This window comes from Microtetraspora fusca (assembly GCF_001570365.1).
Lineage (GTDB): Bacteria > Actinomycetota > Actinomycetes > Streptosporangiales > Streptosporangiaceae > Microtetraspora > Microtetraspora fusca.
This window is the reverse complement of the sequence record NZ_BBYK01000082.1, coordinates 18365-34475: the sequence shown is the minus strand read 5'-3', so window position 1 is coordinate 34475 and position 16111 is coordinate 18365. Positions and strand designations below refer to the sequence as shown.

14 protein-coding genes and 1 pseudogene are annotated in these 16111 nt (G+C 72.6%); 3 read left to right on the top strand and 12 right to left on the bottom strand.

All coding sequences use genetic code 11. The features are described 5' to 3' along the window. Window positions 1–1549, top strand: a pseudogene (locus AWQ68_RS45470) (ATPase); the annotation flags it as partial. A 79-nt stretch (window positions 1550–1628) separates the two neighbouring features. On the opposite strand, the gene AWQ68_RS37325 reads toward AWQ68_RS45470, so the two are convergent. Beyond that, complete coding sequence (locus AWQ68_RS37325) at window positions 1629–2153, bottom strand: metalloregulator ArsR/SmtB family transcription factor (RefSeq protein ID WP_245656496.1); 525 nt, start codon at window positions 2151–2153, stop codon at window positions 1629–1631. Between the two features lie 69 nt (window positions 2154–2222). Between AWQ68_RS37325 and AWQ68_RS37320 the strand changes: the two genes are divergently transcribed. Both AWQ68_RS37320 and AWQ68_RS37315 read left to right on the top strand, forming a co-directional pair. Next, window positions 2223–3182 carry a cation diffusion facilitator family transporter gene (locus AWQ68_RS37320; RefSeq protein WP_245656489.1) on the top strand — a complete coding sequence of 320 codons (960 nt, stop codon included), beginning with the start codon at window positions 2223–2225 and terminating at the stop codon, window positions 3180–3182. Window positions 3183–3269: 87 nt separating this feature from the next. Then, window positions 3270–3752: an inorganic diphosphatase gene (locus tag AWQ68_RS37315; protein WP_157546366.1), complete on the top strand. Its 483-nt coding sequence runs from the start codon at window positions 3270–3272 to the stop codon at window positions 3750–3752. A 134-nt stretch (window positions 3753–3886) separates the two neighbouring features. On the opposite strand, the gene cydB is transcribed toward AWQ68_RS37315, so the two are convergent. The 11 genes from cydB to AWQ68_RS37260 form a co-directional block, all read right to left on the bottom strand. Further along, window positions 3887–4882, bottom strand: coding sequence for a cytochrome d ubiquinol oxidase subunit II (cydB, locus tag AWQ68_RS37310; RefSeq protein WP_066950543.1), 996 nt, complete (start codon window positions 4880–4882; stop codon window positions 3887–3889). A gap of 10 nt (window positions 4883–4892) precedes the next feature. Next, on the bottom strand, window positions 4893–6284 hold the full coding sequence (locus AWQ68_RS37305) for a cytochrome ubiquinol oxidase subunit I (protein WP_066950540.1): 1392 nt from the start codon (window positions 6282–6284) through the stop codon (window positions 4893–4895). Between the two features lie 84 nt (window positions 6285–6368). After that, the gene (locus AWQ68_RS37300; protein ID WP_084464836.1) at window positions 6369–7067 is read right to left on the bottom strand and encodes an ABC transporter ATP-binding protein; all 699 of its coding nucleotides are present in this window, start codon (window positions 7065–7067) and stop codon (window positions 6369–6371) included. Beyond that, window positions 7054–8067 (bottom strand): ABC transporter ATP-binding protein, encoded by a 1014-nt coding sequence (locus AWQ68_RS37295; RefSeq protein ID WP_066950539.1) that lies wholly within the window; start codon window positions 8065–8067, stop codon window positions 7054–7056. Before AWQ68_RS37295 ends, AWQ68_RS37300 begins: the two co-directional genes overlap by 14 nt. Next, a complete protein-coding gene (locus tag AWQ68_RS37290; protein ID WP_066950536.1) occupies window positions 8064–8936 on the bottom strand; it encodes an ABC transporter permease in 873 nt (290 codons plus the stop codon). The genes AWQ68_RS37295 and AWQ68_RS37290 overlap by 4 nt, the downstream gene beginning before the upstream one ends. After that, window positions 8936–9934 carry an ABC transporter permease gene (locus tag AWQ68_RS37285; RefSeq protein WP_245656487.1) on the bottom strand — a complete coding sequence of 333 codons (999 nt, stop codon included), beginning with the start codon at window positions 9932–9934 and terminating at the stop codon, window positions 8936–8938. The genes AWQ68_RS37290 and AWQ68_RS37285 overlap by 1 nt, the downstream gene beginning before the upstream one ends. Beyond that, window positions 9916–11475: an ABC transporter substrate-binding protein gene (locus tag AWQ68_RS37280; protein ID WP_066950579.1), complete on the bottom strand. Its 1560-nt coding sequence runs from the start codon at window positions 11473–11475 to the stop codon at window positions 9916–9918. Before AWQ68_RS37280 ends, AWQ68_RS37285 begins: the two co-directional genes overlap by 19 nt. Before the next feature lie 153 nt (window positions 11476–11628). Beyond that, on the bottom strand, window positions 11629–12705 hold the full coding sequence (locus tag AWQ68_RS37275; protein WP_066950533.1) for an LCP family protein: 1077 nt from the start codon (window positions 12703–12705) through the stop codon (window positions 11629–11631). Between the two features lie 2 nt (window positions 12706–12707). After that, complete coding sequence (locus AWQ68_RS37270) at window positions 12708–13289, bottom strand: RNA polymerase sigma factor (RefSeq protein WP_245656485.1); 582 nt, start codon at window positions 13287–13289, stop codon at window positions 12708–12710. A gap of 154 nt (window positions 13290–13443) precedes the next feature. Beyond that, a complete protein-coding gene (locus tag AWQ68_RS37265; RefSeq protein WP_066950528.1) occupies window positions 13444–14202 on the bottom strand; it encodes an MgtC/SapB family protein in 759 nt (252 codons plus the stop codon). Window positions 14203–14321: 119 nt separating this feature from the next. Beyond that, the coding region (locus AWQ68_RS37260) for an ABC transporter ATP-binding protein (RefSeq protein WP_084464835.1) at window positions 14322–16111 on the bottom strand (1790 nt) is incomplete at its 5' end.

Sequence of the window (16111 nt, the reverse complement as noted above, 5' to 3'; positions counted from 1 at the left end):
GGTGGCCCGCCAGGACTGGCGGGCCCGGTTCGACCTGGTCGCGGATGACCTGCGCGCGGCCCTGGTGTGGGCGGCCGACAGGCCGGAGCAGCGCACGGACGCGTACGATCTCGCCCGGCGCCTGGCGGAGCTGACCTTCACCCGTAACCTGATCGGTGAGTCGCAGGGGCGCTATGAGCAGGCGGCCGCGCTCGCCGACGACCCCGCCGCCTCCGCGTCGATGCTCAGGCAGGCCGCGGCCGTGGCCGGCTGCCGGATGCATGGCGATGACATGGACCGCCTGCACCGCGCCGCCGCGGACGCCGCCCGCAGGTCCGGCGACACCGCCGGCGCCGCCCGTGACCTGGCGACCGCCGCCGCCAACGCCTACCGGTTCTCCGGCAAGTTCGTACGGAAGCTGCCACAGCAGGAGGCGATCGCACTCATCACCCAGGCCCGGGAGCTGGCCGGCGACGACCCGGCCGCCCGGGCAGCGGTGGCGCTGGCCGAGGCCGGGCGGGCGCTCGCCGACGCAATGGGCGCCGCACAGGGCCCAGACGACAACGGGGTCCCGGTGACGATCGCGCGTGCCGAACGAGCGGTCGAACTCGCTCACCGCACGGGTGACCCGCTCGCCGAATCCGCCGCGCTGGATACGCTCGCCTGCGCCCAGAGCTGGGCCGGTGACACGTTCGCCGCCGCGGACACGGCCCGGCGTCGAATCACTCTGCTCTCGTCCACACCGGATACCCCGGCATGCACTCACGAGCTGATCGAGGCACTCGGTGAGGTCACCGAGGCCGACCTCGGCGCGGGGGACCTGCCCGGTGCCCGCCGATGGGCACGGCGACTGGCGGATCATCCGCTGCTGGCGGAGGTCGGCCATCGCGCCACGGGCTGGCTCCTTGTGGCCGACACGTTCGCCGGCAACCTCGACGAGGTGCTCACCGGCAGCGTTCGGTTCCTCGACGCGTGGCAGCGGGCCGGCGGCCCCGCCAGGTCCATCCTCGGTCCGCCGGTGGCCGCGGTGGCGACGATCCACGGCCTGTGCGACGACGAGGATGCCCGGCGCGAATGGAGCGCGGTGCTGCATCAACTCGACTCCTCACCGGGCAATACCTACGGCTACGGGGCGGTCTTCGACGCGATGCTTCTGCTCCACCGCGGGCAGGCGCCGCAGGCGCTGGAGCGGATGGCGCCTGAGCCCGGCCAGGTGTGGCAATGGGTCACCTGGATCTGGCTTCACTGGTATGTGGCCCTGCGCGCCGAAGCCGCCGTGCTCGCCGGGAGCCCCGACGCTCGTGACCGTGTGGCCGAGGCTCGGACCGTCGTGGCCGGCAACCCGGTCGTCACCGCCATCGTGGAGCGGGCCCAAGCGCTGCTCGACAAGGACCAGGAGCGGTTGCTCGCCACGGTGGACGCGTTCGACGCCGCCGGCTGCCGCTATCAGTCGCTGCGCACCCTGGTGCTCGCCGGCGGCGACCACGCCGGCCGTGGCGCGGCCGCGCTGGCCGATCTCGGCTTCGCCCCGATGGCCTCCGCCGCGACACCGATGATGACCTCGGAGTGACAGTCGCCAAGGAGGATCCACCAGATCAAAATCAGCGACTGAGCACAAACACGCGGCGGCTTGGCGGGGGCCGGGGAGCTCAGTCGTGGCGTGGTGTGCCGGACACCTCGTGATCGGCGTGCGAGAGCGCCTCGGCGATCAGCGTGCGGACGTGCGCGTCCGTCGCCCGGTAGAGGACGCGGCGGCCGTCCCTGCGGGTGCGCACCAGCCCGGCCATGCGCAGCTTGGCGAGGTGCTGGGAGACCGAGGGGCGCGCCACGGCCACCATCCGCGCCAGCGACGAGACGTCGTACTCCCCGGAGGCCAGCAGCCACATCAGGCGCAGCCGGGTCGCGTCACTGAGCATGCGGAACGCGGCGACCGCCGCCTCCACCCGGGCGCGGTCCGGTTGCTCCTGCGACAAGCTCGTACCTGATTCGTTGTCGCGTGCGTACATGAATACATATAGTCGGCCGGAGAGCCGTCCGACGCAAGCGAGGCGCGCATGTCCGAGCTGCACCATGGTCAGGATCACCACCACGGCCACCCCTCCGGCCGTGCCCACGATGACCGGCGCGGGCCGGACCCGGGCCACGGGCATGAGCATGGGCATGGTCAGGGGCATGGTCACGGCCACGGGCATGGGTCTCGGGACGGGGCGGGCGGCGGACGGTTCGCGGCGTGGGCGGCCCGGTTGCGCCATGTCATGGTGCCGCACACCCACGACAGCGCCGCCAAGACCGACGCGGCCCTGGAGTCGAGCGCCCGCGGGACGCGGGCGCTCGCCGTCTCGTTCGCGCTGCTGGCGGTGACCGCCGCCGTCCAGGCGGTGATCGTGGCGTTCTCCGGGTCGGTCGCGCTGCTGGGCGACACCCTGCACAACGTCGCCGACGCCCTGACCGCGCTCCCGCTCGGGATCGCCTTCTGGCTGGGGCGGCGCGCGGCCACCCGGCGCTTCACGTACGGCTACGGCAGGGCGGAGGACCTGGCCGGTGTGATCATCGTGCTGGTCATCGCCGTGTCCGCCGCGCTCGCGGGCTACGCGGCGATCCGGCGGCTGGCCGACCCGCAGGACATCCGGGCGGCGGGCTGGGTGGCCGCCGCCGGCCTCGTCGGGTTCGCCGGGAACGAGTGGGTGGCCCGCTACCGCATCAGGGTCGGCCGGGAGATCGGCTCGGCGGCGCTGGTCGCGGACGGGCTGCACGCCAGGACCGACGGCTACACGTCCCTGGCCGTGCTCGTGGGAGCGGGCGGGGCCGCGATGGGCATGCCGCTCGCCGACCCGATCGTCGGCCTGCTGATCACGGGCGCGATCTGCTTCGTGCTGCGCGACGCGGCCCGGCAGATCTGGCACCGCCTCATGGACGCCGTCGATCCGGCCCTGGTCGAGGAGGCCGAGCGCCTCCTCGCCGAGGTCCCGGGCGTACGGCGGGCCGGCGCGGTGCGACTGCGCTGGATCGGGCACGCGCTGCGCGCCGAGGTCGAGATCGTGCTCGATCCCGGCCTGTCCCTGGTGGAGGCGCACGCGGTCGCGGTCGAGGCCGAACACCGGCTCATCCACGGCCTGCCCCGGCTGCGGGCCGCCACCGTCCACGCCGACCCGGACGGCCCCGAGGGGGCCGAGCACCACGCGGTGCTGATCGCCCACCGGTAAGCCTCCGCGGCCCCGGCCGTCACGGAGCGTCCGCGCTGCTCAGCCGTACGATTGGGAGAGCGGCCGTCCCCGGGAAGGGGGCATGAGGTGCGTTTCGACGTGATGGTGGAGACGCCGCGCGGCTCACGCAACAAGTACGAGATGGACGCCGTCCGGCAGCGGATCCGCCTGGACCGGATGCTGTTCACCGCGACGTCCTACCCCTACGACTACGGCTTCCTGCCCGGCACCGTGGCGGAGGACGGCGAGCCGCTGGACGTGCTGGTTCTCGGCGAGATGCCGACCTTCCCCGGCTGCGTGATCCGGGTCCGCCCGGTCGCGGTCTTCTGGATGCACGACGAGATGGGGCCGGACGCGAAGGTGCTGTGCGTGCCGGCCGACGACAGCCGCTACGAGCGCCTCCAGAACAGGGAGGACGTCCCCGAGCACGTGCTGAACGAGATCGCCCACTTCTTCGACGTCTACAAGGATCTGGAGCCGGGCAAGAGCGTGGACACCTGGGGCTGGGAGGGCCGCGAGCAGGCCGAGGCCGTGGTCTCCGACGCCCAGGCCCGGGGCGTCGGAGCCTGACGGCCGAAGGACGGCCCACTGGTGGCTGTCCCGCGAACGTTCACGTGGTTCATGGACACCCCACGAGACGGGGAAAGCCGGGAGACGGCCCGTGAAGGCGTCTCCCGGCCCCTCTTTCCGCAGGCCGTCCCCGGTCACTGGGCGATGGGAGTACGGGTCAGACGCTTGCGGAAGACCCAGTACGTCCAGGCCTGGTAGCCGAGCACCACCGGGGTGAAGATCGCCGCCACCCACGTCATCACCGTCAGCGTGTACGGCGAGGAGGCGGCGTTCGTCACGGTGAGGCTGTACAGCGGCGAGGTGCTGGACGGCATGACGTTCGGCCACAGGTCGAGGAAGAGCGTGGCCGTGGCGAGCACGATCGTGACCGCCGTGCCGGTGAACGCCCACCCCTCCCTGCCGCGGACCGCGGCGACGACCCCGCCGATCAGCGCGCCGGCGGCCAGCGCGGTGGTGACCCAGGTGAGCGGCTTGCCGTGCATGATCTGGGTGATCACCAGGAACGCCGCGGCGACCGCGACGACGGCGGGGGAGATCCGCAGGGCCAGGGCGCGGGCACGGGTCCGCACGTCGCCGTCGGTCTTCAGCGACAGGAAGACCGCCCCGTGCAGCAGGAACAGGCCGAGGGTGACCAGCCCGCCGAGCAGCGCGTACGGGTTGAGCAGGGTGAACAGGTTCCCGGTGTAGATGTGCTGCGCGTCGATCGGCACCCCGGCGACGATGTTGCCGAAGGCGACGCCCCACAGGAAGGCGGGGAGGAGGGACCCCCAGAAGATGGCCCGGTCCCAGCCGCGCCGCCACCGGTCGGAGTCGTGCTTGCCGCGGAACTCGAACGCGACGCCGCGAACGATGAGCGCGATCAGGATGAGCAGCAGCGGCAGGTAGAACCCGCTGAACAGGGTGGCGTACCACTCAGGGAAGGCGGCGAAGGTGGCGCCGCCCGCCACCAGCAGCCAGACCTCGTTGCCGTCCCATACGGGGCCGATCGCGTTGATCATGATGCGGCGGTCGGTGTCGTCCCGGCCGAGGATCGGCAGCAGGACGCCCACGCCGAAGTCGAAGCCCTCCAGAACGAAGTAGCCGGTCCACAGCACCCCGATGAGGACGAACCAGACGGTGGTGAGTTCCATGACGTGTTCCTCAGTAGGTCAGGGCGGGGATGGTGGGGTCGGCGGCTTCCTTCGGCGCCGTCAGGTCGGGCGGCCCCGCCTTGACGTGCCGCGCCATGATGACCGCGGTGATCCCGGCCAGTACGGCGTAGACCACGGTGAAGGCGGCCAGGGAGATCGCCACGGTGGCCACGTCCACACCGGGGGAGACGCTGGCCGCGGTCCGCAGCACCCCGTACACCGTCCAGGGCTGGCGGCCCATCTCGGTGAAGATCCATCCGGCGGCGTTCGCGAGGAACGGCAGCGCCATCGCGGCGAGCGCGGCGCGGTAGAACCAGCGGCTGCCCGGAGTCCGCCCCTTCCTGGTCAGCCAGAGGCCGACCAGCGCGAGCAGGCTCGCCAGGGCCCCGAACCCGATCATCAACCGGAAGGTCCAGTACGTCACCGGGACGGACGGCCGGTAGTCGCCCGGACCGTACTTGGCGGTGTACTCCTTCTGCAGGTCGTTGATGCCTTCGACCGAGCCGTTGAGGTCGCCGGTGGCCATGAAGGACAGCACGTTGGGCACGCGCAGGCTCCACAGTTCCTCGCCGCCGTCCGGGGTTCCGAGGGTGAACAGCGAGAACGACGCGGGCGCGGACGTCTCGTACAGGGCCTCGGCGGCGGCCATCTTCATCGGCTGCTGCTCGGTCATCAGGCGGGCCTGGATGTCGCCGGTCGCAGCGACGGCGATTCCGGACGCCAGCGAGACGGCGAGACCGATCCGCATCGCCTTGCGGAACAGCGGGACCTCGCGGCCGCGGGCGAGGTGCCAGGCGCTGACCCCGATCAGGAACCCGGCGGCGGTGATGAACGCGCCGAAGAGGACGTGCGGGAAGGTCACCAGCGTGGTCGAGTTGGTGAGCACGGCCCAGATGTCGGTCAGCTCCGCCCGGTTGGTCTCCGGGTTGATGCGGTAGCCGACGGGGTGCTGCATCCACGAGTTGGCGGCCAGGATGAAGTACGCCGAGAGCGTGGTCCCGATCGCCGCCAGCCAGATCGTCGCGAGGTGCAATCGGGGCGACAGGTGGTTCCAGCCGAAGATCCACAGTCCGAGGAAGGTCGATTCGAGGAAGAACGCGAGCAGGCCCTCCATGGCCAGCGGCGCCCCGAAGACGTCACCCACGAAGCGGGAGTAGTCACTCCAGTTCATCCCGAACTGGAACTCCTGCACGATTCCGGTGACCACCCCCATCGCGAAGTTGATCAGGAAGAGCTTCCCGAAGAACTTGGTCATCCGCAGATAGGTCTCGTTGCCGCTGATGTGCCAGGCGGTCTGCATGGACGCCACCAGTAGGGCCATGCCGATCGTCAGGGGAACGAAGATGAAATGGTAGACGGTGGTGATCCCGAACTGCCATCGCGACAGATCCAGCACGTTCACGGGGGCTTCCTCCTAATTTCCCCCTAAACGTTCTCCTACCGGGACCTTTGCCGGGCAGGGACCTTCGTCATCCATCCGAAGGTCCTACGTACGGGTCCAAGTGCCGCCCGTGCCGTCCGCTTGACCTGGGCCGGCTTCTGCGGGGCCGAGCCGGTGGACGGTGGCGCCCGGCCCGCACCACCGGTCGAGCAGTTCGGTGTCGTGGCTGATCGCGAGCACGCCCGCGCCCGACTCCCGGCGGTACTCCTCCAGCCGCGCGACGAGAAGGGCCTGCGTGGAGGCGTCGAGCATGGTGGTCATCTCGTCGCAGATCACATAGCGCGGCCGGAGGGTGAGCGCGCGGGCGACGCAGGCCCGCTGGAGCTGCCCGTCGGACACCTCGTGCGGGCGCCGCGTCAGCAGGTCCGGGGTGAGGCCCATCTCCTCGGCGAGCCGTTCCGCGCGGTCGAGCGGCCGCCGTGCCACCCGCAACGGCTCGGCGACGACGTCGAGCAGGGTGAAGCGGGGATCGACCGCGAGCCGCGGCTGCTGGAAGATCAGCGCGATCTTCGTGCGCAGGGCGGGGGCGGCCCGGTGCCGCCAGCGGCGGATCTCCTCGCCGTCCACGCCGACCGTCCCGGCGGCGGGCCGCAGCAGCAGGGCGAGGACCCGGGCCAGGCTGGACTTGCCGCACCCGCTCGGCCCGGCCAGCCCCGTCACCTCCCCGGGCGGCACGGAGATCGTCACCCGGTCCAGCACCCGGTGGCGGTCGTAGGCGACGGTCAGGCCGTCAGCGCGCAACATTGCGATCCAGCTCCAAGGGCTTCAGGGGATGGTGGCAGGCCACCTCCTGCCGGTCGGCGGGTGAGACGGGCGCGGCCCCCTGCGGAGCCGCGGGTTCCGGCGGCTCGGCGAGCTCCGGAACCCGCTCGCAGGCGGCGGACGCCCGGTCGCAGCGCGGCAGGAAGGCGCAGCCGCCGGGCAGTCGGGTCAGCTCCGGCGGCCGCCCCGGGATGGGCGTGAACCGGCGGGACGGCAGCGCGTCCAGCAGCCCCGCCGCGTACGGGTGACGGGGCCCGGCGAAGAACGCCGCGGCCGGGGCGACCGACACGACGCGGCTCGCGTACATGACGGCGACGCGGTCGGCGACCCGCTCGGCGGCGCGCAGGTCGTGCGTGATGAGCAGCACGGCCCGCCCGTCGTCGGCGAGGCGGCGCAGCTCGGCCATGGTGGCGTCCACGAGCGGCCGGTCGAGGCCGCTGGTGGGCTCGTCCGCGAGGATCAGCCACGGGTCGCCGGCCACCGCGAGCGCGTTGGCGACCCGCTGCGCCATGCCGCCGGACAGCTCGTGGGGGTAGCGGTCCAGGTCGGCCGGGCTCAGCCCGGCCCGCGCGGCCAGGTCGTCGGCGCTCGCCGGGTTGCCGAGCTCCCGCAGCGCCTCCTCCAGTTGCGACCGGGCGGTGCGGACCGGGGTGAGGTGCGTGGCGGGGCTCTGCGGGACCAGCCCGATCCGGCGTCCGCGTACGGACCGGGCGAGGACCTCTTCCGGGGCGGCGACCAGGTCCACAGCGTCCCCGTCTCCGGACTCCAGCCACGCGGAGCCGGTGACCTCGGCGTTGCCCGGCAGCAGGCCGAGCAGGGCGTGCGCCATCACCGACTTGCCGCAGCCGGACTCGCCGACCAGGGCCAGGCACTCGCCCTGCCGCACCTCGAACCGGGCGTCGGTGACGGCCTGGACGGTCGCGTCGGAGAGGCGGAAGCGGACCGTGAGGCCGTCCACCCGCAGGCGGGAAGGGGCGGTCATAGCTGGAGCTCCGATCGTCGCCGGGGGTCGGTCCGGTCCCGCCAGCCCTGGGCGAGGGTGGAGATCGCCAGCGTCGGCAGGAGGATGAACAGGCCGGGGAAGAGCGAGGGCCACCAGTCGCCCGAGAGCAGCGACCGAGCCCCATCGTTGATCATGTTGCCGAGCGAGGCGAGGTGGGGCGGCAGCCCCAGCCCGAGGAAGCTCAGCGCGGTCTCGTGCCAGACGGCGTGCGGGACCATGAGCACCGCGGCCAGCGCGACGTGCGGCGCGAGGTGGGGCAGGAAGTGCCGCAGCACGATCCTGGCCCGCCCGGAGCCCGCGGAGATCGCGGCGTCCACGAACGGACGGGAGCGCAGCGCGAGCACCTCCGAGCGGACGATCCGCGCCGCCGTCATCCAGTGGGTCACCCCCACGGAGATGACGACCGCGGTCGCGCCGGGCGAGAACAGCGCGACGATGAAGATGCCGAAGAGCAGGTGCGGCACCGAGTTGAAGCCGTCCACGACCCGCATCAGGATCCGGTCCGCGGTCCCGCCGAGCGTCCCGGCGGCGAGCCCCACCAGGGTGCCGACGGTCGCGGACACCGCCGCCGCCACCAGCCCGACCAGCAGCGACACGCGCAGGCCGTACACCACGCGGAGCAGCACGTCGCGGCCCAGCTCGTCGGTGCCGAACGGGTGCGCGAGCCCCGGCGGGAGCGAGGCCGCCGCCAGATCCACCTGGCTCTGGTCGAGACGGGCGACCAGCGGGACCAGCAGCACGGCAAGCCCGAGCACGGCCAGGGTCACGGCCGCCAGGCGGCGCGAGCGGCCGCCGCGTCGCCGGTCACGCGTGCCCGTCGAGGGATGCGTCCGGGTGCCGGTCGTCATCAGCTCACCCCCAGGACCCGTACGCGCGGGTCGGCGAAGACGTACGCGGTGTCGGCGAGCAGGCTGCCCACCAGCACCGCGAGGGTGGCGAGCAGCGTGAGCGCCGCGAGCAGCGGGAAGTCCGCCGACAGCGCCGCCTGCACGGACGCGGAGGCGACCCCCGGCCAGGAGAAGACGGACTCGACGAGGATCGCCCCGGTCACCAGCTCGGGCACCCGCGCGCCGAGCAGCGTGATGAACGGCAGCAGCGCCGAGCGCAGCGCGTGCCGCAGGATCACCGTGCGCTCGCGCAGCCCGCGCGCCCTCGCCCCGATGACGAAGTCCTCCCGCAGGGCGCCGATCAGCGACTCGCGCACGAACAGCACCAGCCAGGACGACTGGGAGAACGCCAGCACCACCACCGGCAGGATCATGTGCCGCAGCACGTCGCCCGGCTCCACGGTGGTCGCGGCGGCGTCGGTGAGCCCGCCTGAGGGCAGCCAGCGCAGCTTCACCGCGAAGATCCAGATCACCAGCAGCCCCGTCCAGAAGACCGGCGCGGCCTCGTTCGCGTACGCCGTGCCGGTGATGGCGCGGTCCAGCCACGAGCCGCGCCGCCAGGCCGCGAGCACGCCCGCGACCAGGCTTCCGGCGAGCATCAGCACGAGGGCGCAGCCGACCGCGAGCAGCGTCCAGCCGAGCCGGTCGCCGATCACCTCGGCGACCGGCCGGTGCAGGCTCCGGGAGTCGCCGAGGTCGCCGCGGACCAGGTTGCCCAGCCAGGTGAGGTACTGCTCGGCGAGCGGGCGGTCCAGGCCCCAGTTGGCCCGGATCCGCTCGGCGACCTCGGGACTCGTCGTCAGCGCCCGGTCGCCGAGATACTGCCGGACCGGGTCGAACGGCGACGCCTTGGCCAGCGCGAACATGCCGATCGTGACCGCGAGCAGCAGCGGGACGGCGAAGACCAGCCGCCAGACGGCCATCCGGGCGAGCGCGCGGATCACGCGGCCGGCCTCCACTCGGCCAGGTTGCGGAACAGGCCGCCGGCCGCGTGCTCGTGCGCCTCCACGCTCGGGGCGACGCCCGTCCACGCGCCGCGCACGACGTACACGTGCTCAAGGAAGACCAGGTACGCCCAGACCTCGTCGTCGCGGATGCGCCGCTGCACGGAGTCGTAGGCCTCCTTGCGGGCGGCCGGGTCGGTCTCCTCGCGGCCCTTCTCCAGCAGCGCGTCCACCTCGGGTGAGTTGTAGTGGCCGGGGTTGAAGAAGCCCTTGCCGGCGAACTTCGAGTGGAACGTCTCGAAGTTGGTGTAGTCGGGGTCGAACGGCGTGCCCATGCCCATCATCAGGGCGTCCTTGCTCATGCGCGGCTCGATGGCGTCCCAGTCCAGGCCGGTCGGCCGGATGTCGATGCCGACCTTCTTCGCGTCGGAGGCCACCGCGAGGGCGAGTTCCTTGCGCAGTGAGTCACCGGCGGGGTACATCAGCGTGAACTGCGCCGCCGTCCCCTTCTTCGCCCGTACGCCGTCGGCGCCGGCGGCCCATCCGGCCTCCTCCAGCACCCGTACGGCCTGGGCCTGGTCGGCGGCGGGGGAGCCCTCGACGGCGGGGTTGTGCCAGGTCGTGCCCGGAGGGATCGGCCCGAACGCGGGACGGCCGGCCCCGGCGAGGATCGTCTTCACCATGGCGGCCCGGTCCACGGCGAGGTTGACCGCCTTGCGGATGGCCAGGTCGCCGGTGACCGGCTCGTTCATCGGGAACATCACGCCGCGGTAGTCGGCGCTCGGCACCCGGTGAACGGTCAGGCCGTCGGTGTTCTCGAACCGCCCGGCGGCCTTGGGCGGCAGCTCGACGGCGTCGAACTCCCCGGCCGCCATGCGGGTGGCCCGCACGTTGTCGTCGGAGGAGAACGCCAGCACGAGCTTCTTGATCGCCGGGACGCCGCCCCAGTAGGACGGGTTCGCCTCCATCACGATCTTGTCGCCCGGGGTCCGGGACACGAACCGGTACGGCCCGCTGCCGACCGGCTTGGCTTCGAAGCCGGAACGTTCCAGGCTCCCGTCCGGCACGATGCCCAGCGTGGCCCGCTGCAGGATCGGCGCGTACGGGTACTTCAGGTGGAAGACGACCGTCGCCGGGTCGGGGGCCTCGACGGACTCTATCGCCGCGTAGTCGCCCCGGATGGCGGAGTCGTTCTTCTCGTCCAGCACGGCGCGGTAGGTGTAGGCGACGTCCTTGCTGGTCAGCGGGGTGCCGTCGTGGAAGGTCACGCCGGAGCGCAGCGTGAAGGACACGGCCTTCCCCTTGACCTCCGGCACGGTCGTGGCGAGCGCGGGGCGCAGGCTCAGGTCGGCGTTCCTGCTGACCAGGCCGTCGAACATGAGCGATCCGCCGTCCGCGGCGTATCCGATCACCGGGTTCAGCGAGTCGGGTTCCGAGCCGAGCCCGGCGACGAACGTGTCCGTTCTCGCGGGGCGGTCCGTGGCGGGGGCGGCCGAGCAGGCGGCGGACAGGCCGACGGTCGCGACGAGCGCGAGCCGGGTCAGGGCGCTTCTCATGAGGCCGAAGGTAGAGCGCCACCCCAACTTATTGCAAGTTCACAGTAATTGCGACCTCCTTGCGATAACTCGGTGTGACGCTCCGCGGGCCGGAAGGTTCTCCGTGGGAGAACTCCTGGTGGCGCCGGCCGTCCGGCCCGCGGGGCGCTCCGGTTACTTACTGTCGCTCGCGATCCGCTTGAACAACTGGTCAGCCTCCGGCTGCTTCCAGACGAGGCGGTTGGGGTCCTGCGGGTAGGGCGTCCACGGGACCGTGACGAAGCGGGTGTCGCTCGGCTTCATCCCCGCCAGGCCGCGGGCGAGGGCGACCATCTCCTCCAGGCCGAGCCCGTCGTCGGTCTTGACCGAGGCCTGCACGGCCTTCAGGAAGGCCGGGAGCCGAACCGGGTCGGCGGGCAGGTCAGCGGCCTTCTTGATGATGGCCCGCATCAGCACCTGCTGCCGCTTGATCCGCATGAGGTCGGAGCCGTCGCCGAGCCCGTAGCGGGCCCGGGCGTACCCGAGGGCCTGCTCGCCGTCGAGTACCTGCCGGCCGGCGGGCACCCGCAGCTTCGCCTTGGGGTCGTCCACCGCCTTCGGCACGGTGATCTCCACGCCTCCGAGGGCGTCGATCATGTCCTTGAATCCGGAGAAGTCGATGGCCATCGCGTAATCGACCGTGACGCCGGTCAGCGTCTCGATGGTCCTGCGGGTGCAGGCGAGTCCGCCATTCATGTACGCCGAATTGATCATTCCGATGTGGGCGGGGAACTTCCTGCCGTCGCTCGCCCGGCATTCGGGGATCCGGACCATCGAGTCCCTGGGGATGCTCACCGCCTGGGCGCTCCTGCGGTCGGCGGCCAGGTGCACCAGGACCAGCGTGTCGCTCCGCGCGCCGTCGCCGGCCATGTGCCGGCCGTACTTCCTGTTGTTCCCGGCCCGGGTGTCCGACCCGACCAGCAGCACGTTGAGCGGCCCGGTGGGCGCCTCCACACCCGCCCCGACGAGGGGGCCGCCGGGGCGTCCGGTCCCCGATCCGCTGAGCAGGACGGTCGGCACGGTGACGACGGCCGCGGTGAGCCCGGCCGCCAGGGCGAGCATCGTCCAGTTGCGGGTACGGCGGGACCCGGCGCGCGCGGACCGGGTCCGGGTGGAGGGGGCGAACAGACGCCCACGCTGGTGCGCGAGCGAGGCCGGGGGCTCGTGCTCCAGCTCGCGGCCGAGGTCGCGGAGCAGCTTCAGGTCGTCCATGGTCACTCCTCCTCGTGCATCGGGTTGGTGTCGCCGAGAGCGGCGCGGACCTTCTTCCTGGCCCGGTTCAGGCGGGAGCGCACGGTGCCGACCGGGATGTCCAGGGCCCGCGCGACCTCCTCGTACGACAGGTCGCCCCAGGCGAACAGCAGCAGGACGTCTCGATCACGCGCGGGCAGCGCGGCGAGGGCACGGGCGAGCGCCGGGCGGGTGGACCTGGCGGTGACCCCGGCGGCCACCCGGTCGTCGGGGGAGTCGACCACGTCGTCGGCCGGGCTCCGCAGCAGCGCGCGATAGCGGGCGGCCTCGGTGCGGCGGTGCCGCGAGACGAGCTTGGTGACGATGCCGAAGAGCCATGGCCGTGCGTCGTGATAGGCCGCGTCGTAGCGGTCCCGCCGGGCGAAGGCGATCAGGAACGTCTCGCCGACCAGGTCCTCGGCGACCTCCGGGCCGAGCCGCCGGGAGACATATCTGTACAGCATGCTGGAATAGCGATCGAAAAGGACGGCGAACGCCTCCGGGTCGGTCCGGGATTCGCCGATGAGGTCCGCGTCGCGGACCGGGTCCGCCGGCAGCGCGGTCAACGGATGCACCATGACACGTGGACGGCCTTTCGTGGGGGACAGGGACATCCTGTCTCGCCACGAGGCCGCCTCCGGGTTCACGCGGCGCCGGTCGCGGGTCGATCGCTCGTATGGAGGACGGCCGGGGACGACTCGGGAGGTTCGGGGAGGGCCGTCAGTCGCGGTCCGCGCCGTCGCCCGCGCTCACCGCGAGCACCGCGGGCAGCTCGCTCAGTTCCGCGGTCAGGTCGGTGACCGAGCCGCGTCCGCGCAGCCCGAGGGTGACCGCGACGGTGCGCACGCCCGCCAGGCCGGGCTCGGCGCGCTCGCGCCCGTCCGCGCGGCCCGCGTCGGGGATCTCGCTGCGGGCCCGCTCCGCGGCGACCTCGGTCACCGCGAAGCCGCGCCGCGTACACGTCACGAGCGCGTCGCGCAGCGTGCCGGTTCCGTCGAGGTAGACGAGGCGCAGGTGGGACATGGTGTCGGCGCGCATGGGGAGGCGGCGCACGACGAGGCCGAGGCCGAGGATGACCAGGAAGTGCCCGGCGGTGACCGCGACCGCGAGCACCGGCAGGCCGGCGCCGCACGCCATGCCGATCGCCGCCGTCACCCAGACCACGGCGGCGGTGGTGAGCCCGCGCACGGCGTCGCGCCGGACGAAGATGAGCCCGCCGCCGATGAAACCGATGCCCGTGACGACCTGGGCGGCGACCCGCGACGGGTCGAGGGAGACGTTGTCGCCGAGGACGTCGAAGAAGCCGTACTTGCTGACCAGCATGAACAGGGCGGCGCCGAGGCCGACCAGGGCATGCGTGCGCAGGCCGGCGTTCTTGAAGCGCAGCTCGCGTTCGAGGCCGATGGCCGAGGACAGCACGATGGCCAGGGCGAGTTCGCCTATCTGGGGGAGACCTTGACCAGATGACAGGACAAACATTCTTTTAATGCTACCCAGGAAACCACCGGAAATCCGGGGATCGCCCCGACGACATCGTGGTCCTGGTCATGGCCGATCAAGGCGGCCGCAAGGTGCCGGTGGGGCGAGGAGGGCGGCGGTCAGGACGCCGCGCCGGCGCCCGTCTGGGCGCGCACCATCCGGGCGTACAGGCCGTGCGGCTCGGCGCGCAGGTCACGCGGGGCGCCCTGCTCCACCACGCGGCCCCGGTCCAGCGCCACCACGGTGTCGAAGCAGTCGAGGACGCCGAACCGGTGCGTGATCATCACCGTCGTCCGGCCCGCGCGCTCGGCGAGCACCGCCTGGACGACCTCCGCCTCGGTCAGCGGGTCGAGCGCGGAGGTCGCCTCGTCCAGCACGAGCACCGAGGCGTCGGCCAGCAGGGCGCGCGCCAGGGCGATGCGCTGCCGTTCTCCCCCCGAGAACAGCGCGCCGCGCTCGCCGACGAGGGCGTCGTAGCCGTCGGGAACGGCCATGATCCGCTCGTGGATGCGGGTGATCCGGCAGACACGGATCAGGTCGTCCGGCGAGGCGTCCGGATCGGCGTACCGCAGGTTGTCGGCGACCGATCCCTGGAAGAGGAAGGGTTCCTGGGGCACGATGCAGAGCCGTCCCGGGAGCGGCGTGCGCACCTCCGCCCCGTCGATCAGGACGGCGCCCTCGGCGGGGCGGCGCAGCCCGGCCAGAAGGTGGCCGAGCGTGGTCTTGCCCGAGCCGCTCGGCCCGACGATCAGCGCGGTGGAGCCCGCCGGGAGGTCGAGGCTCACGCCGCGCAACGCCATCCGGTCGCGCTCGCCCGGCGCGCCGTAGCCGAAGCCGGCGTCCCGCACGGACAGCGCGCCCACCCCGCGCTCCGGCCCCGTGACCGTCCCGGCCTCCGGATCGGTCTCGGGCCGGAGGTCGAGATACGCGAAGACCCGCGCGAAGGCTCCCTCGACGGAGCGCAGGTCGGTGGAGATCCGCAGCATCTGCCCGAGCGGCTGGTACAGCCGCGACTGCAGCACGACGAAGGCGACCAGCGTGCCCGGAGTGATGTCGTCGGCCAGCCCGGCCGCGAGGTACGCGAGATACGGGGTGACGACGAAGAAGACGTGCGCCATGCTCAGCACGAGCTGGGCCGCCATCGCCGCACGCACCTGTGTACGCGCCAGCCGGCGGCTCTCGGCGGCGAACCGGGCCTGCTCGTCCGCGCGCCTGCCGTGCACCCTGGCGAGGGTGACACCGCCGAGGGACAGCCGTTCGGCGGCGATCGAGGTGAGCTCGGCCCTGGTCTCCTGGCCGACCGCGGACAGGCTCTTCAGCGCGCGTCCCGAACGCGCGGACACCCAGAGGACGGCGGGCCCGAGGACCACCGCGGCCCCGGCGAGCAGCGGCGACAGGGAGACCATCGCGACGGCCGCCACGACCAGTCCCAGCAGGCCGGCGAGCACCTCCGGCAGAGTCTCCTTGATCGCGTTCTCGACCTGGGTCGTGTCCCCGGCCAGCCGTGACTGGATCTCGCCGCCCTTGGTGGTCGTGAAGAAGGCGAGCGGCATGCGTTGCAGCCGGCCGAACATCTCCTCCCGCAGCGAATGCACCAGCCGCTGGGCGATGTGGGCCGACACCCAGGTCTGTCCGAGGCCCACCGCGCCCACCGCGCAGGCGATCGCCGCCGCGATGCCGGCCAGTGCGGCGAGCAGCGGCAGATCCGGGCCGCCGGGCCCGAAGAGCGCCCGGTCGAAGACCACCTGGCTCAGCAGCGGGACCACGCCGTTCAGCGCGGCGAAGGCCCCGGCCAGCAGGAGAACGAGCAGGACGGCGGCCCGGTGGGGCCGGAACAGCCGCGCGACCCTGCGCCAGGTCCCCGGCGCCGGAGAGGACGGCGGGTACGGCGAAGCCGTATCGGCGGGGG